Raw genomic sequence first — 23,760 nt, forward strand, 5'->3', positions numbered from 1 at the left:
CGCGAGAGGCAGGGCCGGCGCGGGAGGAGCCTCAGAACACGGGGGCGGGCCATGCGGCTCCTCCCGGCCGGACATCAGCATCACCGGCGCGGAACCCCCGCGCCCAGGGCCGTACGGTCCCTTTTCCACAGCCCGTCAGGCCCTGTCGCACAGGTGTCGTACGCTGCTGGGCAGGGACTCGGCCCGGGGAGCAGTCATGACGGAAACCGCAGATCAAGCCGCTGATCAGCAAAGCGCTCAGCACCAGTCCGCGCACTTACCGTCCGCCGACCGCATGCGCGGTCTCCTCGACGCCGTCATGAGCATCGGCCACGGCCTCGAACTCCCCCAAGTGCTCCACGGCATCGTGGAGGCGGCCGTCACCCTCACCGATGCCGAGTACGGCGCCCTCGGCATCGTCGGCGACGGGCAGACGCTGTCGGAGTTCCTGCCGGTCGGCATGTCCGAGGAGCTCACGGCGCGCATCGGCCGTACTCCCTGCGGGCGTGGCATCCTCGGCGAGCTCATCCACAACCCCGCCCCGCTGCGGCTCACCGACCTCACCCGCCACCCGCGCAGCTACGGCTTCCCCGAACACCACCCGCCCATGCGCACGTTCCTGGGCGTGCCGGTCCGCGTCCGCAACGAGGTCTTCGGCAACCTCTACCTCACCGAGAAGCGGGGCGGCGCCGCGTTCGACGCGGACGACGAGGCCGTCCTGACCACCCTGTCCATCGCCGCGGGCGTCGCCATCGACAACGCCCGGATGTACCACGAGAGCCGCCGCCGGGAGCGCTGGCTGCAGGCGCTCGGCGAGATCACGCGCAGCCTGCTGTCGGGCACGGACGCGGACGCGGCCCTGAAGCTCATCGCCGAGCGGGCGATGGAGGTCGCGGACGCGGACAGCGCCGTCGTCGTGGAGCGGGACAACCAGGACGGCGGCCATCACGGCCCCACCCTCTCCGTCCCCCTCCAGACCGCCGACGGCGCCCGCGGCGCGCTGCGGCTGCGGCGCCGCGCCGGGCGGCCGCCGTTCGACGAGAGCGAGGTGAAGCTGATATCCGGCTTCGCCGACCAGGCCGCCATCGCCCTCGAACTCGCCCAGCACCGGGCCGAGTCGGAGGAGCTCACCGTCCTCCACGACCGTGACCGCATCGCCCGCGACCTGCACGACCTGGCCATCCAGCGGCTCTTCGCCACCGGCATGACGCTGCAGAGCGCGACGCGCCTGATCGACCGGCCGGAGGCCGTCGAGCGCGTCGGCCGGGCGGTCGACGACCTGGACACGACCATCCAGATCATCCGGTCGACCATCTTCGGCCTGCGGACCGCCGGGGACGGCCGCGGCGGCGGGCCGAGCCTGCGGCGCGGCATGGCCGAGGCGGTGCAGGCGGCCACGCGGACGCTGGGCTTCGCACCCGCGCTGCGGATCGAGGGGCCGGCCGACACCGACGTTCCCGCCGAGCTGGCCGAGCAGATCCTGGCCGTGGCGGCGGAGGCGCTCAGCAATGCGGCCCGGCACGCCGCGGCACGCCGCGTCGAGGTCATGCTGACGGTGGCCGAGCGGGCGACGCTGACAGTGACGGACGACGGCGTCGGCGTCGGCTCCGCCCCGCGGCGCGGCGGGCTGGCCAACATGCGCTCCCGGGCGGAGCTCCACGACGGGCAGCTGGCCGTGGAGACGCCCGAGGGCGGCGGGACGCGGATCGTGTGGAGCGTGCCGCTGCCGGAGTGAACCGCCGCGCCGCGACGAACTGCGCACCGCGTTACTGAACGCCTCGGGCACACGGCCTACGGCTCCGTCTACGTCTGCGGCTACGGCTGCGGCTGCGGCTCTGTCTACGGCTACGGCTACGGCTCCGGCTCCGGCTCCGGCTCCGGCTACCCCTTCTTCGTCCGGCCCGCTATCACCGCCGCCTGCACCCGCCGCCCCACCCCCAGCTTCGCCAGGATGGACGAGATCCGGTTCTTGACCGTCTTCTCGGCGAGGAAGAGCCGGTCGGCGATCTGGCGGTTCGTCAGCCCTTCCCCGATGAGGTCGAGGATCTCCCGCTCGCGGGGCGAGAGGCTGTCGAGCTCCGACGTCTCGGGGGCCTCCGGCTCCCGCGGCGCCCGCAGCCGGTCCATCACCCGGGACGCCGTGCGCGGGTCCAGCGTCGACCTCCCCGTGGCCACCGTCCGCACCGCCGACACCAGCTCCGAGCCGTTGATCTGCTTGAGGACGTAACCCGCGGCGCCCGCCATGATGGCGTCGAAGAGGGCCTCGTCGTCGTCGAAGGACGTCAGCATCAGGCAGGCGAGGTCCGGCATGCGGGCGCGGAGTTCGCGGCACACCTCGATGCCGCCGTGGTCGCCGCCCTCCGTGCCGCTCTCCCCGAGGCGCACGTCGAGGACGGCCACGTGCGGGCGGGACGCCGGGACGCGCGCGAGGGCCTCCCGGCCCGTGGCCGCCTCCCCCACGACCTCGATGTCCGGCTCCGCTTCGAGGAGGTCACGGACGCCGCGGCGGACCACCTCGTGGTCGTCGAGGATGAACACGCGCAACGGCACGGTCTGTTCAGCTGTTTCCGTTGTTTCCGTATCGGTTCGGTCCATACGAGGCAGTATGTCCGGGCCCGGCAGGGGCACCGCGCACCAGGGTGCGGGCACCGCTGCCGGGGCCGGGCGCAACGGACCGCGGACCCAGCTCACACCGGGCCCGCACCCCGCCGATAGGGCCGAACGGCCCTGCTGACCAGGGCCGGGCGGTCCCCGGGGGCGGTTGCCATACTGGCCCGCCCCAGCCCGTGTGCGAGGCGCCGTCGAGGAGCTGCCCACCCGTGAACACCGTCAACGACACGTACCACTCCCTGCTCGCCCGGCACGACGCGATGCGGCTCCGCAAGCGGCTGCTCTCCCCCGCGGGCACCGGGCGGCAGGCGGCGGAGGGTGCCGGAACGGCGGCCACGGCGGCGGCACCGCAGCAGCCGTACGACGGCGCAGCCGACCAGCGCCTCATCACCGACCACCTCGAACTCGTCACGCCCTTCGAGGACTTGATAGCCCATCTCTACGACGCGATGTTCGCGCACCGGCCGTTCCTGCGGCGCCTCTTCCCGGAGTCGATGGAGTTCCAGCGCAAGCACCTCGAAGCGATCTTCTGGTACCTGATCGAGAACCTCCACGACCCCGACGCCGTCGCGGCGACCTTCACCCGCCTCGGGCGCGACCACCGCAAGCTGGGCGTACGGCCCGCCCACTACCGGGCGTTCGAGGCGTCGCTGTGCGAGGCGCTGCGCCGCACGGCGGGCCCCCGCTGGAGCGAGGGCATGGAGGGGGCGTGGGTGCGCATGCTGCGGTTCGCGGTGGCCGCCATGGTCGAGGGCGCGGAGGCCGCCCTGGGCGAGCCCGCGGCCTGGCAGGCCACGGTCACGGACCACGACTTACGGCGTGCGGACCTCGCCGTCCTGCGCGTACGGCCGCACGAGCCGTACCCGTACCGGGCCGGGCAGTACGCCTCGGTGGCCTCGCCGCTCCTGCCCCAGGCGTGGCGGCAGTACTCCGTCGCCTGCGCGCCCCGCCCGGACGGCGAGCTGGAGTTCCACGTGAAACTGACCGGTCGCGGAGGCGTCAGCGAGGCCCTCGTGGCGCGCACCCGCGTCGGCGACGTCCTGCGGCTCGGCCCCCCGGGCGGCACGATGACGCTGGACGACGGCGATCCCGCGGACGACCTGCTGCTCATCGCGGGCGACACCGGCTGGGCCGCGGTCAAGGCGCTGCTGCAGGAGCTGGCCGCGCACCGGGGCGCCCGGCGCGGAGTGCACCTCTTCCTCGGGGTGCGGCACCCCTCCGCGCTGTACGACACGGAGTCGCCGGCGGAGCTGCGCCGCCGCTACCCGTGGCTGAAGGTCACCCAGGTGATCGGCGAGGGCCCCGGCCCGGGCGAGCACGGCGCGCTGGCCGACGTCGTCGCGGGGCACGGCGACTGGTCCCGGCGGCTCGCCTTCGTGAGCGGCCCGCCCGCCATGGCCGGACCGCTCGTGGCACGGCTGACCGCGGAGGGCGTGCCGGCCGGGCGCATCCGGCACGACCCACTGCCGGACCGGACGTGAGGCCCGGCGGGCTACAGCGGATATCCGGACGACAGCGGCGCTCCGGCCCCGGCACACTGCGCCCATGAACGATCACGCCGAAGGCGTTCCGGCCGCCCCCGGTTTCTCCTTCAAGTTCAAGCCCACGCTCACCGGCGAACTGACCCGGCTGCGACCGCTCACGGTGGACGACGTGCCCGCGCTGCTCCCCATGTTCCAGGACGCGGAGACGGCGCGGCTGACCGGTGACCACGCCGCGCACGACGAGGCCGGGCTACGGGCCTGGTACGCCTCGCGCGGCGACCAGGACGACCGGCTGGACCTCGCGATCGTGGAGAGGGCGACCGGGAACGTCGTCGGGGAAGCTGTCCTCCTCGACTGGGACCCGGGCAACGAGAGCTGCGCCTTCCGCATCTGCTCCGTGCCCGGCGCCCCCGGGCGCGGGCTGGGGACCGAGGCGACCCGGCTGATCGTCGGCTACGGCTTCGAGACGCTCGGCCTGCACCGCATCTGGCTGGAGGTGTACGCCTTCAACCCGCGCGCCCGCCGCGCCTACGAGAAGGCCGGCTTCGTACCGGAGGGCGTGCTCCGGGGAGCGCTGCTGTGGGAGGGCGAGCGGGTCGACGCCGAGGTGATGTCGATCGTCGCGCCGGAGTGGTTCCGGCACCGCGGGCGGCCGGAGTCCGGGGCGGACCCGGACGCCTCGCGGGCCCGCCGCGAGCAGAGAATGGCACGGTGACTCCCCATTCCCTCGCGTTCTACATGAGCGTCGTCACCACCGGCACGGTGCTCGGCGCGCGGCCGGCGGACACCCCCGACCGGGTCGCCACGGTCCTGGGGCCGGACTTCGCCGAGAACTCCCCCGACGACACGAACATGTGGCGCGACTACGGCCTGGCGGAGTTCTTCTGGACCCGCGAATCAGCCGGGCACCCGTGGCAGGGCCACCACTTCTCCTTGCAGGTCCACCGGCTCGCCCACGGCGGGAAGGTCGTCAACGACGCCCTACGGACCCGGTACGGCCGGTTCGCCCGGAGGCTGCGCTTCGAGAAGCTGCAGCGGCTGCTGGAGCGGCGCGGCACGACGCTGCTGGAGATCCCGGACCCCTGGAACGCGCCGAACTACCGCCTGTACTGGCAGCCGGAGTCGCAGGTGTCCGTCAGCGTCGTCGCCGAGCACGAGGAGTACCTGACGCCGGGGAACCTGCGGCCGGGCGACGTCTACCGCATCAGCGCCCCGATGCCGCCCGAACAGGTGGAGCGGCACCTGTCCTACGGGCAGGAGTAACCCTGCGGCGGCCCGGGGCCGTTCGGCCCTGGTGTCCTGTGAACCGGCCGCCTGTACTGGAGGGGTGAGCGACACCACCGCACCGCCCCGCCGCCGCATCGAGCTGACCCGCGCCGAGTCCCTCCGGCTCCTGCGCACCGTCTCCCTGGGCCGGGTCGTCTTCACCCGGCGCGCGCTGCCGGCCATCCGCCCGGTCAACCACGTCGTGGACGGCGGCCACATCGTCATCCGCACCCACGAGGGCGCCGCCCTGGCCGGGCTCGCGGCGACCGCACAACAGCCCGTGCCGCCGGCGCGGCAGCCCGGCGCGGCCGTCCGTCGCGTCGTCGTCGCGTACGAGGCCGACGCCATCGACCCCGTCACGCACCTCGGCTGGAGCGTCGTCGTCACCGGCTACTGCATGCCGGTCACGGACCCGGACGAACTCGCCCGCTACGCAGCGCTCCTGACGCCCTGGTGGGACGCGCGGATGGACTACGCGGTACGGATCCGGCCGACGCTCGTGACGGGCGTCCGGCTGGTCCCCGGGTGCCCGCACCCGCCCGCTCCGGCCTGCTGATACCGGCGGACGACCAGCCGGGCGACGGCGTCGTGCGGGCCCAGCGGGCGGGACACGAGCACATCGCTCACTCCCCTCCGTACGGACTCCCGCACGGACTCGCGAACGGGCTCCCCCACAGACTCCCGCACGGACTCCCGCACAGACTCGCTGAAGTGCCCCGGCGCCGTCAGGTACGTGGCCACGGACACGCCCTCGTGCCCTTCGGCCCGCAGCTCAGCCACGGCGTCCGCGGGGCGCGGCCCGTCGCCCGACACGTACGACGGCACAACCCTCACTCCCCTCCGCAGGGCCAGCAGCCGTGCCATGCGCTCGGTGTCCCCCCGGGCCGCGGGGTCCGAGGACCCCGCGGCGGCGAGGACGACGGGGGCCGGCGAGCAGGCATCCCTCCCCGCCTCCGCCAGCCGGTCCGCGAGGGCCTCGGCGAGGAGCGGGTGCGGCCCCAGCGCGGGGGCGGTGCGGCAGCGCAGCCGGGGTCCCGCGGACGCCACCGCCGCCGGAATGTCGAACCGTATGTGGTGGCCGGTCCCGAGGAGCAGCGGCACGAGCACCGCCTCGCCCCGCAGCCCGGCCAGGACCTCGTCCAGGGAGGGCGCCACCAGGCCGAGGTAGCCGACCCGTACGGCGAGGTCCGGCCGCAGTGCGCGGACGCGCCCGGCCAGCGCCTCGGTCACCGCGGTCCCGGCCGGGTTCCGGGTGCCGTGGGCGACCAGGACCAGAGCGGGCGCGCGCCGCACCTCCGTCGTCACCCTCACTGTCGCCCTCGCCGTCGCTCGCGCCGTCACCATCGTCATCGCCGCCATCGCCTACACCCCCGCCGGCCGGCCCGGGCGGGGCCGCAGGTACACCGCCCACGTCAGGGCCGCGCACAGGGCGTACGTGGCCAGAAAGGCCAGGTAGGCCGCGTCGCCGTTGTGCGAGCCGAGGAACGACTGCCGGAAGGCGAGGTTGACCAGGACGCCGCCGAAGGCGCCCACCGCGCCGGCGACGCCGATCAGGGCCGAGGTGCGGCGCCGGGAGGCCCGCTCGGCCTCGGCCGGGTCGGCGCCGTGGACCTCCACCGCGGTCCGGGCCCGGGCGCGGAAGATCGCCGGGATCATCTTGTACGTGGAGCCGTTGCCGATGCCGCTGAAGACGAACAGGGCCACGAACCCGGTGACGAACAGTGGCAGCGAGCCCTCCCGGGACGCGGCCAGGACGGCCATCGCGCCCGCCGCCATCGCCCCGTAGGTCGCCAGCGTCACCCGGGCCCCGCCCCAGCGGTCGGCCATCATCCCGCCGACGGGGCGCACGAGCGAGCCGAGGAGCGGGCCGAGGAAGGTGAGTCCGGCGGCCTTGACCGGGGTGTCGAAGTCAGCGTGGAACTGCACCTGCAGCACCTGCCCGAAGGCGAAGCCGAAGCCGATGAAGGAGCCGAAGGTGCCGATGTAGAGCACCGACATCACCCAGGTGTGCGGCTCGCGGCAGATCTCGCGCAAGGCGCGCTTGTCGTTGCGCAGGGCGGTCAGGTTGTCCATGCGCAGCGCGGAGCCGAGGGCCGCGAGGGCGATGAGGGGGATGTAGATCAGCGGCAGCAGGCGCGGGTGGCCGCTGCCCGCGGTGGCGAGGACCAGCAGGCCGAGGAGCTGGACGGCGGGGACGCCGAGGTTGCCGCCGCCGGCGTTGACGCCGAGGGCCCACCCCTTGAGCCGCTGCGGGTAGAAGGCGTTGATGTTGGCCATGGAGGAGGCGAAGTTGCCGCCGCCGACCCCGGCGACGCACGCGACGGCGAGCAGGGTCCCGTAGGAGACGCCCGGTTCGAGGACGACGCCGGCCAGCACGGTCGGGACGAGCAGCAGGAGGGCGCTGATCACCGTCCAGTTGCGGCCGCCGAAGGTCGCGACGGCGACGGTGTACGGCAGCCGCAGCACCGCGCCGAGGGCCGTCGGCAGGGCGGTGAGCAGGAACTTCCCGGCCGGGTCGATGCCGTACTCGGGTCCGAGGAAGAGGACGAGGACGGACCACAGGCTCCAGACGGAGAAGCCGATGTGCTCGGAGAGGACGGAGAAGAAGAGGTTGCGGCGGGCGGTCCGGGCACCGGTCTCCCGCCAGAAGTCGGGGTCCTCGGGGCGCCAGTCGCCGATGTCGTGGCGGCGGGCCCGGGGAGGCGGCGGAGCGGGGCCCTCCGCGGTGGCCGGGGCCGCGGTGACCGGGGCTGCAGCGACCGGGGCCGCGGTGACAGCCGCCCGCGGGCCGTCCGCCCGCCGCACCGGCCACACCCGTACCGCCGCGTCGCTGCCGTCCGGGGCCAGCGGCTCGTCCAGGCAGGCGCCCGTCCGCAGGCAGAACGCCTGCTTGTACATGGGCGAGGCCACCACCGGCGCGCCGTCGCGGCTGCCGAGGATGCCGCGCGAGAGGACGTGCGCGCCGCTGAACGGGTCGCGGTTGCCGACGGCGTAGACCTCTCCGGCCCGGTCGCGGAAGACCGCCACCTGCTCGTCGCCGACCAGCACGGCGACCCCGCGCCCGGGGACGAGCCCGTCCCATTCGCACACGGGCTGCCAGCCCGTTCCGTCGTGGATCTCCACGGTCATCCTGCACGCACCTCCAGCTGGGCGCCGGCGATCAGCGGCGCGGTGAGGACCTGCCCGTCCTCGTGCGGCAGGGCAGGGCGGATCTGGCCCCGTTCGGGGACGAAGCGGACGGTCGGGTCGGGGGTGCCGGGGGCGTTCGCGAAGGAGGCGAAGCGGCGCAGCCGGACGGGGTCGGCGAGGGTGGCGGCCCACTCGTCCTCGTAGGTCGCGGTGTGGCGGGCCATGAGCGCGTCCAGGTCGGCGCAGATGCCGAGGGAGTCGTCCATGACGACGGCCCGCAGGTGGTCGAGGCCGCCGTCGAGGCGTTCGAGCCAGGGGGCGGTGCGCTCCAGGCGGTCGGCGGTGCGGATGTAGAACATCAGGAACCGGTCGATGGTGCGGATGAGCGCGGGGCGGTCGAGGTCCGCGGCGAGCAGGTCGGCGTGGCGCGGGGTCATGCCGCCGTTGCCGCCGACGTAGAGGTTCCAGCCGGTGGAGGTGGCGATGACGCCGAAGTCCTTGCTCTGCGCCTCGGCGCACTCGCGGGCGCAGCCGGAGACGGCGGACTTGAGCTTGTGCGGGGCGCGCAGCCCGCGGTAGCGCAGCTCCAGTTCGATGGCGAGGCCGACGGAGTCCTGCACGCCGTAGCGGCACCAGGTCTCGCCCACGCACGACTTCACGGTGCGCAGGGCCTTGCCGTAGGCGTGGCCGGACTCGAAGCCGGCGTCGACGAGCCGCCGCCAGATGTCCGGGAGCGCATCGACGGTGGCGCCGAAGAGGTCGATGCGCTGCCCGCCGGTGATCTTCGTGTAGAGGCCGTAGTCGCGGGCGATCTCGCCGATGGTGATGAGCCCGGCGGGGGTGATCTCGCCGCCGGGGACGCGCGGGACGACGGAGTACGAGCCGTTGCGCTGGAGGTTGGCGAGGAAGTGGTCGTTGGTGTCCTGGAGGGCGGCCTGCTCGCCGTCGAGGATGTGGCCGTTGCCGAGGCTCGAGAGGATGGAGCCGACGGCGGGCTTGCAGACGTCGCAGCCCTCCGCGCCCGTACCGGCCGTCCCGTGCTCGTCGATGAGGCGGGCGAAAGTGTCGATGCCCTTGACGCGGATGATCTCGTAGAGCTCGGCGCGGGTGTGCTCGAAGTGCGCGCACAGGCCGCGGGCGGTCTCGACGCCGGCGGCGGCGAGCTCGTCGGTGACGAGCGTGCCGAGCAGCTTCACGCAGCTGCCGCAGCCCGTGCCGGCCCTGGTGCACTGCTTGATCTCGGGGACGGACGTGCAGCCCTTGTCGTTCACCGCCGCCCTGACCGCGCCCTTGGTGACGTGGTGGCACGAGCACACGACGGCGTCGTCGGGCAGGGTCACGGGCCCGGCCGGGGCTCCGGCGGAGGCGGGCAGCACCAGCTGTTCGGGCGGGGCGGTCAGCGGCGTGCCGCTGAGGGCGAGGGGGCGCAGGATGCCGTACGCCTCGGTGTCGCCGACGAGGACGCCGCCGAGGAGCGCGCCGTCCGCGCCGATCACCAGCTTCTTGTAGACGCCGTCGCGGCTGTTGGAGTACGTGACGTCGAGGGCGCCCTCGGCGGCGCCGTGCGCGTCGCCGAAGCTCGCGACGTCGACGCCGAGGAGCTTGAGCTTGGTGGAGGTGTCCGCGCCGGTGAAGGATCCGCCGGCCTCCGAGAGGGCCTGCGCGGCGGCCTCGGCCATGGCGTAGCCGGGCGCGACGAGCCCGTAGACGCGGCCGTCGGCGGCGAGCGCGCACTCGCCGATGGCGAGGACGGCGGGGTCGGCGGTGCGGCAGTGCTCGTCGACGACGATGCCGCCGCGCTCGCCCACGGGGAGGCCGCAGGCGCGGGCCAGGTCGTCGCGCGGGCGCACGCCGGCCGCGAAGATCACCAGGTCGGTGGGGAGCCGTGTGCCGTCGGAGAGGGTGAGGGCCTGCGCCGTGCCGTCCGCGCCGGTCTCGATGCGCTGGGCTCCGGCGCCGGTGTGGACGGTGACGCCCAGGTCCTCGATCCTGCGGCGCAGGACGGCGCCGCCGCCGTCATCCACCTGGAGCGCCATGAGGCGGGGCGCGAACTCCACGACGTGGGTGGGGAGTCCCATGGCCTTGAGCGCACCGGCGGCCTCCAGGCCGAGGAGCCCGCCGCCGATGACCGCGCCCGCGCCGGCCGTGGCGGCGGCGTCGCGGATGCCCTCCAGGTCCTCGATGGTGCGGTAGACGTGGCAGCCGGGGGCGTCGTGGCCGGGGACGGGCGGCACGAAGGGGTAGGAGCCGGTGGCCAGGACGAGCGCGTCGTAGGGGAGTTCGCGGCCCGAGGCGGTGGTGACGGTGCGGGCGGCGCGGTCGACGGCGGTGGCGCGGTCGCCGAGGTGCAGCTCGATGCCGTACTTCTCCAGGAAGCCGTCCGGGCAGAGGGAGAGCTCCTCGGCGGAGGTGCCGGTGAACCAGGAGCTGAGGTGGACGCGGTCGTAGGCGGGGCGGGGCTCCTCGGCGAGGACGGTGACCTGCCACCGCGGGGCGGGCCCGGCCGGGGCCTGCTCGAACAGGGCTTCCAGGAAGCGTTGTCCGACCATGCCGTGGCCGACGAGAACCAGGCGTCGTGCAGCCGTCATCAGGAGGCTCCTTGGGAGGTCAGCAGGTGGAAGAGGTCAGCAGGTGGAAGGGGTCGGCGGGTACGGCTTCGTCCCGTTCGTAGGCGCGGGCGAGGGCGCCGACCGTCGCCAGGTCGCCGAGGAGGATGGCCCCGGCGATCCGGTCGCCGCGCAGGACGAGCTTCTTGTACGAGCCGCGGGTCGCGTCGGCGATGCGGAGCACGTCGAGACCGCTCTCGTCGGCGGCCGGATCGCCGAACGCCGCGTACTCCAGGGGCCCGGCCGACAGCCGGGCGTACGGGCGCGAGCCCGCGTAGGCGGCGTCCGGGGCGGCGCCGGAGAGCCGGGCGGCCAGTACGTCGGCCTGCTCCCAGGCGGCGCCGGCCGTGCCGTGCGTACGGCCTCGGTGCTCGGCGCAGTCGCCGATCGCGTACACGTCCGGGGCGCAGGAGAGGCGGTCGTCGACCACGACGCCGGTGCGGACGGGGAGGCCGGCGGCGCGGGCGAGGGCGGTGCGGGGCGTGACGCCGCAGGCGACGACGACGAGATCGGCGTCGAGGACGTGGCCGTCGGAGAGCGTTGCGGCGGCGACGCGGTCCGTTCCGTGCAGGTTGCGGACCCGGGTGCTGGTACGGACCTCGACGCCGAGTGCGGCCAGGCGGTGCTGCAGCAGTGTGCCGGCCTGGCCGTCCAGGTGACGTTCAATCAGGTGGGCTGCCTGGTGGACGATCGTGACGGGCAGCGGGGCGGCTTCGTGTCCCTGGCGGTCGCCGGCATCCGCGCCCGGCGGGATTTCAGCCCGTGGGGGCGCCTCCCGGCGGTCGCCGGACGAGTGTGCGGACACCGCACCGAGCGCCGTCCGCACGGCCAGCGCACGGGCCACGCTCACCCCCAGGACGCCGCCCCCGATCACCAGCGCCCGCCGGGCGCCGACCGCCGTACCGGCCAGCTCGTCGCAGTCGGCAACGGACCGCACCACGTGCACCCCGCGCAGCCCCCGCCGGAGCCCGCCGCAGGCGACCGGCTCCGCGCCCGTCGCCAGGACCAGTTCGTCGTACGGGACGTGCTCGCCGTCCGCCAGCCGCAGGGTGTGGGCGACGGTGTCGAGCCCCGTCACCTCGCAGCCCGTCCGCAGCCGCGCGTCACCGGACGGCAGCGTGAGGTCGTCCGCGGCGTACCGCCCGGTGAGGACGTCGGCGAGGAGCACCCGGTTGTACGGGGCGCGCGGTTCGGCGCCGTACAGCGTGACCTCCGCGTCCCCGCCGAGGGCCTGGAAGCGCTCGGCGAAGCGGGCCGCGGCCATCCCGGCGCCGACGACGGCGATACGGCGGGTCATGACGCCCGCCCCGGCACGGCGGGACCGGACGCCGTGCGCCCGGCGACGGCCCGGCGCCCGGTGCGCTCCCCGGGAGCGGATCGTGCCGCGGATTCCGTGATCTGCGCGGGCTCCATGCGCTGCGCGGGCTCCGTGATCTGCACGGGCTCCGTGATCTGCACGGGCTCCGTGCGCTCTGTGCGCTGCATGGGCTCCGTGCGCTCTGTGCGCTGCATGGGCTCCGTGCGATGCGTGGGCTCCGTGCGCCGCGTGGGCCCTGTGCGCTCTGGGCGCCGCGCAGGCTCCGTGCGCCGCGCAGGCTCCGCGGCTTCCGTGACAGCACCCCGCTTCTCCCGCTCGCCGGCCGCAGGCCCCACCCGCACCGCGCACACCTTGAACTCGGGCATCCGCGAGACCGGGTCCAGGGCCGGGTTCGTGAGGGTGTTGGCGCGGCCTTCCCCGCCCCAGTGGAAGGGCATGAAGACGGTGTCCGGCCGGATGGTGTCGGTGACGCGGGCCGGGGCGACCGCCCGGCCGCGCCGGCTGGTGACCGCCAGCAGCTCGCCCTCCGCGACGCCGAGGCGGCGGGCGAGGACGGGGTGGACCTCCACGAACGGGCCGGGCGCGGAGCGGTTGAGCTCGTCGACGCGCCGCGTCTGGGCGCCGCTCTGGTACTGGCCGACGACGCGGCCCGTCGTCAGGTACAGCGGATAGTCGCCGTCGGGGCCGTCGGGCTCCTCCGCGGCGGGCCGGTGCGTCACGGCCGCGAACCGCGCCCGGCCGTCGGGGGTGGCGAAGCGGTCCAGGAAGAGGCGGGGCGTGCCGGGGTGGTCCGGGGCCGGGCAGGGCCAGAAGACGCCATCCTCGGCGCGGATGCGGCCGTAGCTGATGCCCGCGTAGTCCGCCTGGCCGCCGGCCGAGGCGCGCCGCAGCTCCTCGAAGACCTCCTCGGGGTCCTCGGGGAAGCCTTCGGGCACGCCCAGCCGGGCGGCGAGCCCGTGCAGGACGGCGAGGTCGCTGCGCACGCGCTCGGGGGCGTCGACGGCCTTGCTGCGCAGGATGACGCGGCCTTCGAGGTTCGTGGTCGTGCCGGTCTCCTCCGCCCACTGGGTGACCGGCAGGACCACGTCGGCGAGCCTGGCCGTCTCGGAGAGGACGACGTCGCCGACGGCGAGGAAGTCCAGCGCGCGGATCCGCTCGGTGACGTGGGCGGCGCGGGGGGCGGAGACGACCGGGTTGGAGCCCATGAGCAGGAGCGCGCGGACGCCGCCGTCGGTGCCGAGCGAGTCGAGCAGTTCGTAGGCGCTGCGGCCCGGCCCGGGCAGGCCGTCGGGGTCGACGCCCCAGACGGCGGCGACGTGGCGGCGGGCGGCGGGGTCGGTGATCGAGCGGTAGCCGGGGAGCTGGTCGGCCTTCTGGCCGTGCTCGCGGCCGCCCTGGCCGTTGCCCTGGCCGGTCAGGCAGCCGTACCCGGAGCCGGGGCGGCCCGCCTTGCCGGCCGCCAGGCACAGGTTGATCCACGCGCTCACGGTGTCCGTGCCCTTGCTCTGCTGCTCGGGACCGCGCGCGGTCAGCACCATGCCGCGCGGCGCCTCCCCGAACATCTCGGCCGCCGCGGCCAGTTGCGCCACCGGCACGCCCGTCAGCCGCTCCACGCGCTGCGGCCAGTGCGCCATCGCCGCGGCCCGCGCCTGCGCGAAGCCCGTCGTGCGGCGGGCGATGAAGTCCTTGTCGGCCCGCCCGTCGGCGATCAGCAGGTGCAGCAGCCCGAGCGCGAGGGCGAGGTCGGCACCGGGAAGGGGCTGCAGGTGCAGGTCGGCCTGCTCGGCGGTGCGCGTGCGGCGCGGATCGACGACGATCAGCCGGCCGCCGTTCTCGCGCAGTTCGCGGAAGTAGCGCAGCGCTGGGGGCATCGTCTCGGCCGGGTTCGCGCCGACGAGGATCACGCAGTCCGTACCGGCGATGTCCGCGAGCGGGAAGGGCAGGCCGCGGTCGATGCCGAACGCGCGGCGGTGCGCGGCCGCCGCGGACGACATGCAGAAGCGGCCGTTGTAGTCGATGTGCGGCGTGCGGAGCGCGACGCGCGCGAACTTCCCCAGCAGGTACGCCTTCTCGTTCGTGAGCCCGCCGCCGCCGAAGACGCCGACGGCGTCGTGTCCGTAGCGGCGCTGCGCCGTCGTGAGGCCTGCGGCCACGCGGTCGAGGGCCTCGTCCCAGGAGGCCGGGCGCAGGGGGGCGCCCCGGTCGTCGCGGACGAGGGGCTCGGTGAGCCGCACACCGGGGCGCAGCACCGCGGCGGCGGTACGCCCCTTGCCGCACAGGGCGCCCCGGTTGACGGGGAAGTCAGGGCGCTCCAGGACCTCGACGGGCTCCGGCCCGGCGCCCGGCCGCAGCCGCATGCCGCACTGCAGGGCGCAGTAGGGGCAGTGGGTGTCCGTGGCGGTGCCGGAGCCGGAGGTCGTCATGCCACCGAGGTTCACTCCGGGTCGTTACGCCCCGACGTCGGCGATGTTGCCTGTCCGGTACAAGCCGTTCACACGGCCGGACGGGCCATGCAGGCACTGCGACATCTGCCGTAACGTGCCGGAAGCTTTCCCTAACGCTTGTGTGACGGGGGCGCAACGGCGCCGAAACCCCGCCGACGGACCATGCGCGCATGGGAACGACCAGCGCTGGCACAGGACCGCTCACCGGCTTCGTCGTCGGGGTGACCGCGGACCGGCGGCGCGACGAGCTCACGGCGCTGCTCCGGCGCAGAGGCGCCCGGGTCATCGAGGCGCCCACCATGCGGATCCTCCCGCTCGACGACGACGTGGCGCTGCGCCGCGCCACCGAGCGCTGCCTCGCCGCCCCGCTCGACTACGTCGTCGCCACGACCGGCGTCGGCTGGCGGGGCTGGATGAGCGCCGCGGAAGGCTGGGGGCACGGGGCGGGGCTCGCCGGGGCCTGCCGGGGCGCAGCGGTCCTCAGCCGCGGGCCCAAAGCTACGGGCGCGGTGCGGGCCAGCGGCCTGGAGGAGGCGTACTCGCCCGGCTCCGAAGCTACCGGCGAGCTCCTGACCTGGCTCCTCGCCCGCGACCTCACCGGCCGCCGCATCGCCGTGCAGGAGCACGGCGTGCCCCTCGACGGATTCTCCGACGCGCTGCGCGAGCGCGGCGCCGAAGTCATCGACGTGCCGGTCTACCGGTGGACGCCGCCGGAGGACACCGACGCGGTGCGCCGCCTCGTCGAGCAGACCGTACGGCGCGAGGTCCACGCCCTCACCTTCACCAGCGCCCCGGCCATCGTCTTCTTCCTGGAGTCCGCGCAGGCGGCCGGCCTGTACGAGGAGGTCCTCGCCGCGCTGCGGGGCGATGTCCTGCCGGTCTGCGTCGGCCCGCTGTGCGCCCGCCCCCTGGAGGACGTCGGCGTCACGACGACCTGGCCGGAGCGCGGCCGCCTCGGCGCCCTCGTCCGCACCCTCACGGACACCCTCCCGGACCGCGACCGCCGGGTCCTGCGCGCCGGCGACCGTCCCCTCGTCCTCCAGGGAAGCGCCCTCCTCGCCGGCGAGGAAGCCATCTGGCTGCCCCCGGTCCCGGCCGCGGTCCTGCGCGCCCTGGCCGCCCGCCCGGGCTGGGTCCTCAGCCGGAACGACCTGCTCCAGCGGGTGTGGGCGGGGGCGGCCCGGGCGGACGAGCACGCCGTGGAGGCGGCGGTGGGACGGCTGCGCGGCGCGCTCGGCGCGTACGCGGGCCTGATCCGGACGGTGCCGAAGCGGGGGTACAGGCTGGTGGTGGACGACTGAGGCCGGGGCGCGTGGCGGGGCTGCTCCGGCCCCGCCCGAGGGCCCGCCGTCCTCTCCCGCCGCGGCGGCGGGCAACCACACACCACCGGTCCGGCGGTGCCGGCACCCCTTCAAGCCGCTCCGGCACCGCCGGACACCGCCGTGGGGGCTGATCACCGCCGCGGCGGACACAAGGGACCGGCGCCCCGGAAGCCCCTGCCGCCCGGGCAGACCCGGCGCCGCATGCCTCTATCCCACCGCCGCCAGCGGCAGCGCCCCCGTCTCCGTCGGAAGCCGCAACCAGCCCTCCCGTAGCGCGTGTTGCGTCAGCACCGGGTCGTCGCCGACGACCGCCGGCGTGCCGACCGACCGCAGCAGCGGCAGGTCACTTTCGTGGTCGCCGTAGGCGAAGCAGTCCTCCGGGGACGCGCCGGCCGAGGCCATGAGGACCGCCGCGGCCTCCGCCTTCACCGGGCCGATCACCGGACGGACGATCTCGCCCGTGAGGCGGCCGTCGTCGCCGACGCGCTGGGACGCGCAGAGGATCCGGTCCGCGCCGAGGTCGGCGGCGAGCGGGGCGAGGACCGCCCAGAGGGAGCCGGAGACCAGGACGGTCAGGTGGCCCAGGGCCCGGTGGCGGCGCAGCGCCGTGACGGCGGGGAGGACGAAGGCCTGCGGGTCCGAGCGGTACGCGCCGTACCACTCGCGGCCCGCGCTCTGGAGCTCCGCCGCGGGAACGCCCGCGAAGCGCCGGTAGTAGGCCCGGTTCAGCTCGCTCCGGTCCTTGCCCTCCAGGGCGCAGGGCCGCTCGCCCCGCGGGTGGAGGGCGTCCCACCAGTCCCGGAAGAGCAGCATGCTCTTGCCGCTGATCAGCGTCTCGTCGACGTCGAAGAACGCCACCGGCCTCGTGGTCATGAACCGTCGGCCCCCTTTTCTGGCTCGTCGGAATCAGGCTCGTTCGGGATTGGGCTCGTTCGGAATCGGGCCCGTCGGGATCGGGCTCGTACGGGACCAGGCCCGTCGGGACCGGGCTCCGTACGGAATCGGGCCCGTCAGGACCAAGCACCGTACGGAATCAGGCCCGTTGGGGTCAGGGCCGTCGGGACCAAGCTCCGTACGGGACCAGGCCCGTCGGGACCAGGCCCATCGAGATCAGCCCGTACGGGACCAGGCCCATCGAGATCAGGCCCGTACGGAATCAGGCCCGTCAAAATCAGGCCCGTCGGGATCGGGGAAGACCGCGTCGGCGTAGGCCGCGGCGGCCGTGTCGAACGACAGCGTCGCGTGTGCGGCGGCGGCCGTGACGTCGCGCCACTTCTGCTGCAGGGGGTTGCCCTCGGCGAGGGCGCCCGCGCCCGCCGCGTGGAACAGCCGGTCCACCGCCTCCGCGCACAGCGCGGCGGCCATGGCGGCGTCCCGGCGGCACTCCGCGACCACCGCGGGCGTGGCCTCGGCCGTGTCCGCCCGGTGCGCCACCTCGGCCAGCAGCAGCCGCGCCGCCTTGATCTTCGCCGAGGACTCCGCCGCCAGGTGCCGGGCGGCGGGCGTCAGGGCCGCGGCGCGGCCGTCGGCCCGCCTGCGGCCCGCCGTGGCGGCGGTCCACAGGGTCTGCGCGGCCTCCGCCGCGCCGAGCAGCGGCGCGGCGAACTGCAGCGCCGCCACCATGGGGAACGGCACGCCGTGACAGCGCCCGCCGCCCGGCAGCGGGCGCAGCAGCCGGTCCAGGGTGAAGGTCCGGTACTCCGGCACGAAGACGTCTTCCACGCGTACCGAGTTGCTGCCCGTGCCGCGCAGCCCGAGCGGCCGCCACGTGTCGAGCACCGTCACCTCGGCCCGCGGCACGGCGAAGATCCGGTGCTCCCGGCCGGCGGCACCCTCGGTGAAGCCCGCGAGCAGCACCCACTCGGCGTGGTCGATCCCGCTGGCGTACGACCACCGGCCGTCGAGCAGCCAGCCGCCCTCACCAAGGGTGGCCCGGCCCTGCGGCGGGATGACGGACGCGGCGATCCGCACGTCGGGACCCGCGCCCCACAGCTCCTGCCGGGCCCGCTCGGGGAGGTACGAGGCGAGGCGTCCGTGCGCCGCGAACAGTGCCGCGCACCACGCGGTGGAGGCGCAGACCGCGGCGACCGTGGCGGTCGCCGTGAGGAACTCGCCGAACGTGCCCTCGCTGCCGCCGTAGCACCGCGGGACGAAGTGCCGGGCGAAGCCCGCGTCGCGTACGGCGTCGGCCGTCTCGCCCGGCAGGCGGCAGTGCTCTTCGGAGAGTTGGGCACCGAGACCGGCGGCCGTCAGGACGACATCGGGGACGAGGGAGGACGAGGAGGCCGGAACCGAAGAGGCCGTAGCCGAGGGGGCCGGAACCGAGGAGGCCGGAACCGAGGAGGCCGGAGCCGAGGAGCTCAGCACGAGACGGCCTCCCGGTCGGAGAAGAGCGACCAGGACGGCGCGGCGCTGACGAAGCGGGCGTCGGCCAGGGTGCGGCCGCCCTGCACGGCGGAGACCTCGAAGCCGGCGCGGGCCCGCCCCGCGTCCCGCATCGGGCCGACCACGATGTCGACGGGGCGGTCGAGCTCGCCGAAGCAGTGGAACCCGGTTTCGAGCGAGGAGAGCACGCACGGCGCCAGCCGGGCCAGCGGGCCGAACTCCCGTACGTACCCGGCGTATGCGGCCTGCTGCAGGGCCTCCAGCAGCACCATGCCCGGCACGTGGTCGGACTCGTGGTCGAAGTGGACCGGGTGACTGCGGTCCAGGCGCAGCCGCCACGTGTTCGCGGGGAGCCTCGGGTCGGCGGCCAGGAGGACGTCCCGGTCGTGGCGGCGGCCCACGGCCGCCGGACGGAGAACGAAGGAGTCGCCCATCGAGTCATCCAGCGGATCGCCCACCGGGCCGGCCGACGGGCCGGCCGTCCCGTCCGCCGCCGGGCTGTTGCGCCGCCGCAGCACGTCGTACTTCTCCTGCGGGAGCACCGCCCAGCGGAAGTCGGCGCGGCCGCACCAACGCCCGTGTATGTAAAGGGAGACGGACAGCTGCATCGCGAAGCGCCCCGGCTTGGCGGTGGCCCGCGCGCAAGTGATGTCCATGACCACGGGCAGCTCGGCGTCCGGGTCGTACGGCAGGCCGCCGGGCGCGAAATCGGCGCTCAGCCGGCTCAGCACGAAGTGCACGTCCTCCGTGGGCACCCGGTAGAACCGGTGCGAGAGGTAGATCGCCGCCTGGCGCATCGACTCGACCAGCAGCGTGGGGTCGCCCGCCCCGGACGGGCCCGGGTAGTACAGCAGGTGGTCGGGGGCCCAGGCCCCCGCCACGAGGAAGCGGTCACGGCCCACCCGCTGCGCGTCGGTGAGCAGGACCTGGCTGTCCGCGGCCTTGTGCACCAGACGGCGCGGGACGGTGGGTGCGAAGCTCAGGCGGCGGGTGGCGCCGAGAGCCAATTCGACGATGCCGGCGGTCACGGTGGCGGCGGCTGCGGTGCCGGCGGTTGCCCTGGCAGCGGTGGCAGCGGCGACGCCCGCCGGACGCGGCGCGGCGGTGGAATCAGGAACGGGAACGGCTTTGACGTGCACGATTGAACTCCCCCTTGAACGGAGCGCCCGGCGCGAGTGAGGCGGCCACGGCATTCCAGGTGTACAGAAGTACAGACGCTCAGTGCTCGATCAGTGCTTGATGAACGAAAAATATACCTGCGGGAAGGTATATTGCAAGGAAGAGGCTCGGGGCTTGATGCTTTCCCCACCCCGGACCCTCCCGCTCCGCAGCCTCACCGAAGGAGAAGAAGTGTGACGACCAAGCAGCGCAAGGCATCCGTCCGCGCCACGGCCGAACTCAAGCAGGACCGGGCCGTCCGCACGCGGGCACAGACCCTGCACGTGGCGGCCCAGCTCTTCGCCCAGCAGGGCTTCCGCGCCACGTCCATGCAGCACATCGCCGACCGGCTGGGCATGACCAAGGGCGCGGTCTACTTCCACTTCCCCACGAAGGAGACCCTCGCCGTCGCCATCGTCGAGGAGCACTACGGGCGCTGGCCCAAGGTGGTGAAGGAGGTGCAGGCGGAGGGACTGAGCCCCGTGGAGTCCGCGGAGGAGATCCTCAAGCGCGCCGCGGTGGCGTTCCGCGACGACCCCGTGATGCAGGCGGGCGCCCGGCTCCAGCTCGAACGCCCGCACATCGACGCTGAGTTGCCGACCCCGTACGTGGACTGGACGCAGCTGCTGCAGTCGCTCCTGGTGACGGCTAAGTACAGCGGGGAGCTGCGGGAGGGCGTCGACCCGGAGGCGGCGGCGCGGACGCTGGTGTCGTCGTTCTTCGGCGTGCAGCACATCTCCGACGTGCTCTCGCACCGCAAGGACATCGCGGAGCGCTGGGAAGAGACCCGGAAGCTGCTGTTCTACTCCCTGCGGGCGTGACCCGCGGGGCACAACAGCGCGGCACACGAGGGGAGTCGACCATTTTGGTGGGCTCCCCCTTCGGCGTCGGCCGGGCTTCGCCCGATGCCGGCCGGGTTTCCCCCGATGCCGGCCTGCCTGCCCTTCGACGCCGGAGCAGGCTAAAACATTCCTCCCAGGGGGTATGTTTCCCCCACACCGCCGGGGGACCGCACACCAACACTACGGAGGAACCGGTGATCCAGGAACGCGCCCGACGCACCAGGGAGCAGGTGCTCAATGCCGCCGCCGAGGAGTTCACCCTGCGCGGGTACGCCAACACCGCCCTGCAGACCGTGGCGACCCGCATCGGGATGACGAAGGGCGCCCTCTACGCACACTTCCCGTCCAAGGAACACCTGGCGAACGCCCTGCTCCAGCACTTCGCCGACGTCTGGGACGAACTGCGGGCCACTTGGGGCGACATGGCGGATCCGGCGCCCGCCGGCCTGCTCGCCGCCGCCCTGGGGCTGGCCCGCCGGCTGGAGTCGGACGTGCGCATGCGGGCGGCGCTGCGGCTGTTCGCCGACGCCGGCCTGACCACGGACCGGGGGGCGCGGGCCCTCACGGAGATACGGGACTGCCTGGCCGCCCTCGCGCACCGCGGCCAGGAGGAGGGCACGCTCCTCCCCTCATACACCCCCGACCGCATCGTCCGGCTGCTGCTCGCGGTCGCCTGGGGAGCGCCCTTCGCACCCGGCGCACCGCCCCTCGACGACCGCCTGACGGCCCTGGAGGAGGACTGGGCGATGCTCCTCGACCTGCTCAGCCCGCACCCCCAACCCGCCCTGTCCGTACGGCCGGACGCTCGCTGACTAGGCATGACGTCTCGTCAGCGGCGCTTTCGGCAGGCTCCGGAAATCAGGGGTTGCGCTCGCCGCGGCACCTGTGTCACGCTTCTTCGCGAGCCACTGTGTCTTCTGGACCCCGACGCCGATTGCGTCCTTCGCTCAATTTCCTCGACTCTCCCTATGGGATCTCCACAAGCAAAAAACATTCCTTCGGGAGGGTATTTAACAGTGGATGAACAGGAGATGGGACTGGTGACCACCCCGATACAGGCCGACCCCCTCTGCGCTTCGCCCCGGTGCCGTCGCAGCGAAGCGGCCCCCGCCCGCCGCGACTCCCGCCCGCACTCCCGGCCCGCCGGGGCTGGCGCCGGACTCTGCCGTCCCTGCACGGAGCGGCTGGCCGGCCAACTCGCCGAGATCCCCGGCCTCTTCGCCGAGAGCGAGCACGAGCTGGCCGGCGAGGGCCGGACCTGGATGTCACCGCGCGTCTCCGGAAGCCGCAAGCGCCGCCTGCCGATCGACCCCCGCACCGCGGACGTCCGCGAGAGCGCCCTCGGCACGCTCGCGGAGTGGGCCGGCCTCGTCGCCGACGAGCGGCGGCTGACCGCGCTCCCCCCGCGCACCGTCCCGGCGCTCGCATCGTTCCTCGGCGCGCACCTCGGCTGGCTGGCCGGGCACCCGGCCGCCGGCGCTGCCGCCGACGAGATCATGCAGCTCACCGGCAGCCTGCGCCGTGTGATCGACCCCGACCCCGTGGAGCCGACCCCGGTCGGCGACTGCCCCGAGCCCGGCTGCCACGGCACGGTCTCCATCTCCTCCATCGGCAGCGCAGCGGCGCTGCGCGGACTGGTCTGCGACGCGGGCCACTCGCTTCCCCCCAGCATGTGGCTCCGCCTCGCGGACCCCCGGTTCAAGAAGGAGGTGGCGGCGGCATGACCCCCGCCCAGCGCGCACGCCGCGTCCCCACCAACGTCGCCGCCCTCGCCTTCGGCGTCACCGAGGGCACCATCCGCCAGTGGGCCCACCGCGGTCGCATCACCCGCTACGGGACCGCCCGGCGCGCCTCCTACGACCTCGACGAACTCGCCGCGGTGGTCCAGGGATCGCGCCACTCCGACCGGTCCGGCTGACCCCCGGCCGGACCCCGCGGCCGGGGCCCCGGCGCCGCACCCCCGTCGGCACCGGGGCCCCGAGTCCCCTTTAACTCACCACCCCCCGCCCGTATTTCACCGGCGGCACCCACCTCCCTTCATCACGCACCCCTCACCAAGATCCTTAATCCGGAACGGAGAAGCACGTGCTGGAACACCGCAAGCTCGGTCGTCAGGGCCTCGAGGTCGCCGGGATCGGCCTCGGCTGCATGGGCATGAGCCAGTGGTACGGCGCCACCGACGACACCGAGTCGGTGGCCACGATCCACCGGGCCCTGGAGCTCGGCGTCACCATGCTCGACACCGCCGAGGCGTACGGCCCGTACGACAACGAGGAGCTGCTCGGCAAGGCGCTCCGGGGCAAGCGCGACCAGGTGGTCATCGCCACCAAGTTCGGCTTCCCGATGAAGCTGAAGGACGGCTCGACCGCCAAGGTCAACAGCCGCCCCGCGCACATCCGGGAGGTCGTGGAGGCCTCGCTCAGCCGGCTGCGCACGGACCACATCGACGTGCTCTACCAGCACCGCGTCGACCCCGACGTGCCGATCGAGGACGTCGTCGGCACCATGGCCGAGCTGGTGGAGCAGGGCAAGGTCCGCTACCTGGGCCTGTGCGAGGCCGGCGAGAACACCATCCGCCGCGCCCACGCCGTGCACCCCCTGTCCGTCGTGCAGAGCGAGTACTCGGTGTGGGAGCGCAACCTGGAGGACGGCGTGCTGCCCGCCCTCCGCGAGCTGGGCATCGGCCTCGTCGGCTTCTGCCCCCTCGGGCGCGGCTTCCTCACCGGCGCCGTCGACCGCGCCGAGAACTACCCCGAGGACGACTTCCGCAGCCACGACCCCCGCCTCCAGGGCGAGAACTACGACCACAACATGGCGATCGCCGCGAAGATCAAGGACATCGCGGGCCGCGAGGGCCTCACCCCCGCCCAGCTCGCCATCGCCTGGGTGCTGCACCAGGGCGACGACATCGTGCCCATCCCCGGCACCAAGCGCCGCACCTACCTGGAGCAGAACCTGGCCGCGGCCGACGTGACGCTCGGCGCCGAACTGCTCGCCGAGATCGCGGACACCGTCGCCTCCGCGCAGGTCGCCGGCCCCCGCTACAACGAGAAGATGATGGCCTTCATCGACCGCTGACAGCGATCGACGACACCGCCCCGGCCGTCACTCCCCCCCGGACGGCCCCGGCGGCGAACCCCCGACCCGAGCACCGGCGGACTCCCCCTCCGCCGGTGCTCGCCGTTTCCCCGCCTCCCCGTACGCACGTGCTCCATCC

At 74.3% G+C, this 23,760-nt stretch carries 20 protein-coding genes and 1 pseudogene; 11 read left to right on the plus strand and 10 right to left on the minus strand.

Annotated elements, in window-relative coordinates:
- Positions 1-274 precede the first annotated feature (274 nt).
- Positions 275-1,714 (plus strand): GAF domain-containing sensor histidine kinase, encoded by a 1,440-nt coding sequence (locus IF61_RS0124855; protein WP_078660471.1) that lies wholly within the window; start codon positions 275-277, stop codon positions 1,712-1,714.
- A gap of 146 nt (positions 1,715-1,860) precedes the next feature.
- Here IF61_RS0124855 and IF61_RS0124860 read toward each other — a convergent pair whose 3' ends face one another.
- Positions 1,861-2,574 carry a response regulator gene (locus IF61_RS0124860; RefSeq protein WP_030368754.1) on the minus strand — a complete coding sequence of 238 codons (714 nt, stop codon included), beginning with the start codon at positions 2,572-2,574 and terminating at the stop codon, positions 1,861-1,863.
- A gap of 224 nt (positions 2,575-2,798) precedes the next feature.
- Between IF61_RS0124860 and IF61_RS0124865 the strand changes: the two genes are divergently transcribed.
- The 4 genes from IF61_RS0124865 to IF61_RS0124880 all read left to right on the plus strand — a co-directional run bounded on the left by IF61_RS0124865 (position 2,799) and on the right by IF61_RS0124880 (position 5,895).
- Positions 2,799-4,070: a globin domain-containing protein gene (locus IF61_RS0124865; RefSeq protein ID WP_043190584.1), complete on the plus strand. Its 1,272-nt coding sequence runs from the start codon at positions 2,799-2,801 to the stop codon at positions 4,068-4,070.
- A gap of 64 nt (positions 4,071-4,134) precedes the next feature.
- Positions 4,135-4,788 (plus strand): GNAT family N-acetyltransferase, encoded by a 654-nt coding sequence (locus tag IF61_RS0124870; RefSeq protein ID WP_052393001.1) that lies wholly within the window; start codon positions 4,135-4,137, stop codon positions 4,786-4,788.
- The gene (locus IF61_RS0124875) at positions 4,785-5,336 is read left to right on the plus strand and encodes a hypothetical protein (protein ID WP_030368757.1); all 552 of its coding nucleotides are present in this window, start codon (positions 4,785-4,787) and stop codon (positions 5,334-5,336) included. The genes IF61_RS0124870 and IF61_RS0124875 overlap by 4 nt, the downstream gene beginning before the upstream one ends.
- A gap of 64 nt (positions 5,337-5,400) precedes the next feature.
- Complete coding sequence (locus IF61_RS0124880) at positions 5,401-5,895, plus strand: pyridoxamine 5'-phosphate oxidase family protein (protein WP_043190585.1); 495 nt, start codon at positions 5,401-5,403, stop codon at positions 5,893-5,895.
- On the opposite strand, the gene IF61_RS0124885 is transcribed toward IF61_RS0124880, so the two are convergent.
- The 6 genes and pseudogenes from IF61_RS0124885 to IF61_RS0124910 form a co-directional block, all read right to left on the minus strand.
- Positions 5,811-6,644, minus strand: a complete 834-nt coding sequence (locus IF61_RS0124885) for a sirohydrochlorin chelatase (RefSeq protein WP_245684600.1) — start codon at positions 6,642-6,644, stop codon at positions 5,811-5,813. The two genes, IF61_RS0124880 and IF61_RS0124885, sit on opposite strands and share 85 nt — an antisense overlap.
- 57 nt (positions 6,645-6,701) lie before the next feature.
- Positions 6,702-8,018, minus strand: a complete 1,317-nt coding sequence (locus IF61_RS0124890; protein ID WP_245684605.1) for a nitrate/nitrite transporter — start codon at positions 8,016-8,018, stop codon at positions 6,702-6,704.
- Between the two features lie 120 nt (positions 8,019-8,138).
- A pseudogene (nirD, locus tag IF61_RS37120) lies at positions 8,139-8,468 on the minus strand (nitrite reductase small subunit NirD); the annotation flags it as partial.
- Positions 8,465-11,056, minus strand: a complete 2,592-nt coding sequence (gene nirB / locus IF61_RS0124895; protein WP_030368761.1) for a nitrite reductase large subunit NirB — start codon at positions 11,054-11,056, stop codon at positions 8,465-8,467. The pseudogene nirD and the gene nirB, both read right to left, overlap by 4 nt.
- Before the next feature lie 19 nt (positions 11,057-11,075).
- Positions 11,076-12,371: an NAD(P)/FAD-dependent oxidoreductase gene (locus IF61_RS32645; protein ID WP_043190589.1), complete on the minus strand. Its 1,296-nt coding sequence runs from the start codon at positions 12,369-12,371 to the stop codon at positions 11,076-11,078.
- A complete protein-coding gene (locus IF61_RS0124910) occupies positions 12,368-14,815 on the minus strand; it encodes a molybdopterin oxidoreductase family protein (protein WP_245684601.1) in 2,448 nt (815 codons plus the stop codon). The genes IF61_RS32645 and IF61_RS0124910 overlap by 4 nt, the downstream gene beginning before the upstream one ends.
- Positions 14,816-15,006: 191 nt before the next feature.
- Here IF61_RS0124910 and IF61_RS0124915 point away from each other — a divergent pair, with 191 nt between their 5' ends.
- On the plus strand, positions 15,007-16,137 hold the full coding sequence (locus IF61_RS0124915; RefSeq protein WP_030368763.1) for a uroporphyrinogen-III synthase: 1,131 nt from the start codon (positions 15,007-15,009) through the stop codon (positions 16,135-16,137).
- Between the two features lie 228 nt (positions 16,138-16,365).
- On the opposite strand, the gene IF61_RS0124920 is transcribed toward IF61_RS0124915, so the two are convergent.
- The 3 genes from IF61_RS0124920 to IF61_RS0124930 all read right to left on the minus strand — a co-directional run bounded on the left by IF61_RS0124920 (position 16,366) and on the right by IF61_RS0124930 (position 19,682).
- Entirely contained in the window at positions 16,366-17,031 is a 666-nt protein-coding gene (locus IF61_RS0124920) for an HAD family hydrolase (RefSeq protein ID WP_030368764.1), read from the minus strand.
- Between the two features lie 267 nt (positions 17,032-17,298).
- Positions 17,299-18,525: an acyl-CoA dehydrogenase family protein gene (locus IF61_RS36620; RefSeq protein ID WP_107043123.1), complete on the minus strand. Its 1,227-nt coding sequence runs from the start codon at positions 18,523-18,525 to the stop codon at positions 17,299-17,301.
- Positions 18,519-19,682: a ScbA/BarX family gamma-butyrolactone biosynthesis protein gene (locus IF61_RS0124930; protein WP_030368766.1), complete on the minus strand. Its 1,164-nt coding sequence runs from the start codon at positions 19,680-19,682 to the stop codon at positions 18,519-18,521. The genes IF61_RS36620 and IF61_RS0124930 overlap by 7 nt, the downstream gene beginning before the upstream one ends.
- A gap of 213 nt (positions 19,683-19,895) precedes the next feature.
- Here IF61_RS0124930 and IF61_RS0124935 point away from each other — a divergent pair, with 213 nt between their 5' ends.
- From IF61_RS0124935 to IF61_RS0124955, 5 genes are all read left to right on the plus strand, one after another.
- A complete protein-coding gene (locus IF61_RS0124935) occupies positions 19,896-20,522 on the plus strand; it encodes a ScbR family autoregulator-binding transcription factor (protein ID WP_030368767.1) in 627 nt (208 codons plus the stop codon).
- Positions 20,523-20,737: 215 nt separating this feature from the next.
- The gene (locus tag IF61_RS33525) at positions 20,738-21,355 is read left to right on the plus strand and encodes a TetR/AcrR family transcriptional regulator (protein WP_052393004.1); all 618 of its coding nucleotides are present in this window, start codon (positions 20,738-20,740) and stop codon (positions 21,353-21,355) included.
- Between the two features lie 228 nt (positions 21,356-21,583).
- The gene (locus IF61_RS33530) at positions 21,584-22,267 is read left to right on the plus strand and encodes an OvmZ protein (protein WP_157848658.1); all 684 of its coding nucleotides are present in this window, start codon (positions 21,584-21,586) and stop codon (positions 22,265-22,267) included.
- Complete coding sequence (locus tag IF61_RS0124950) at positions 22,264-22,461, plus strand: hypothetical protein (protein ID WP_030368770.1); 198 nt, start codon at positions 22,264-22,266, stop codon at positions 22,459-22,461. The genes IF61_RS33530 and IF61_RS0124950 overlap by 4 nt, the downstream gene beginning before the upstream one ends.
- 167 nt (positions 22,462-22,628) lie before the next feature.
- A complete protein-coding gene (locus IF61_RS0124955) occupies positions 22,629-23,621 on the plus strand; it encodes an aldo/keto reductase (RefSeq protein WP_281178046.1) in 993 nt (330 codons plus the stop codon).
- The last annotated feature ends 139 nt before the right edge of the window (positions 23,622-23,760 follow it).

Origin of the sequence: Streptomyces roseoverticillatus, from assembly GCF_000719265.1 — a bacterium.
In the GTDB taxonomy this organism is placed as follows: domain Bacteria; phylum Actinomycetota; class Actinomycetes; order Streptomycetales; family Streptomycetaceae; genus Streptomyces; species Streptomyces roseoverticillatus.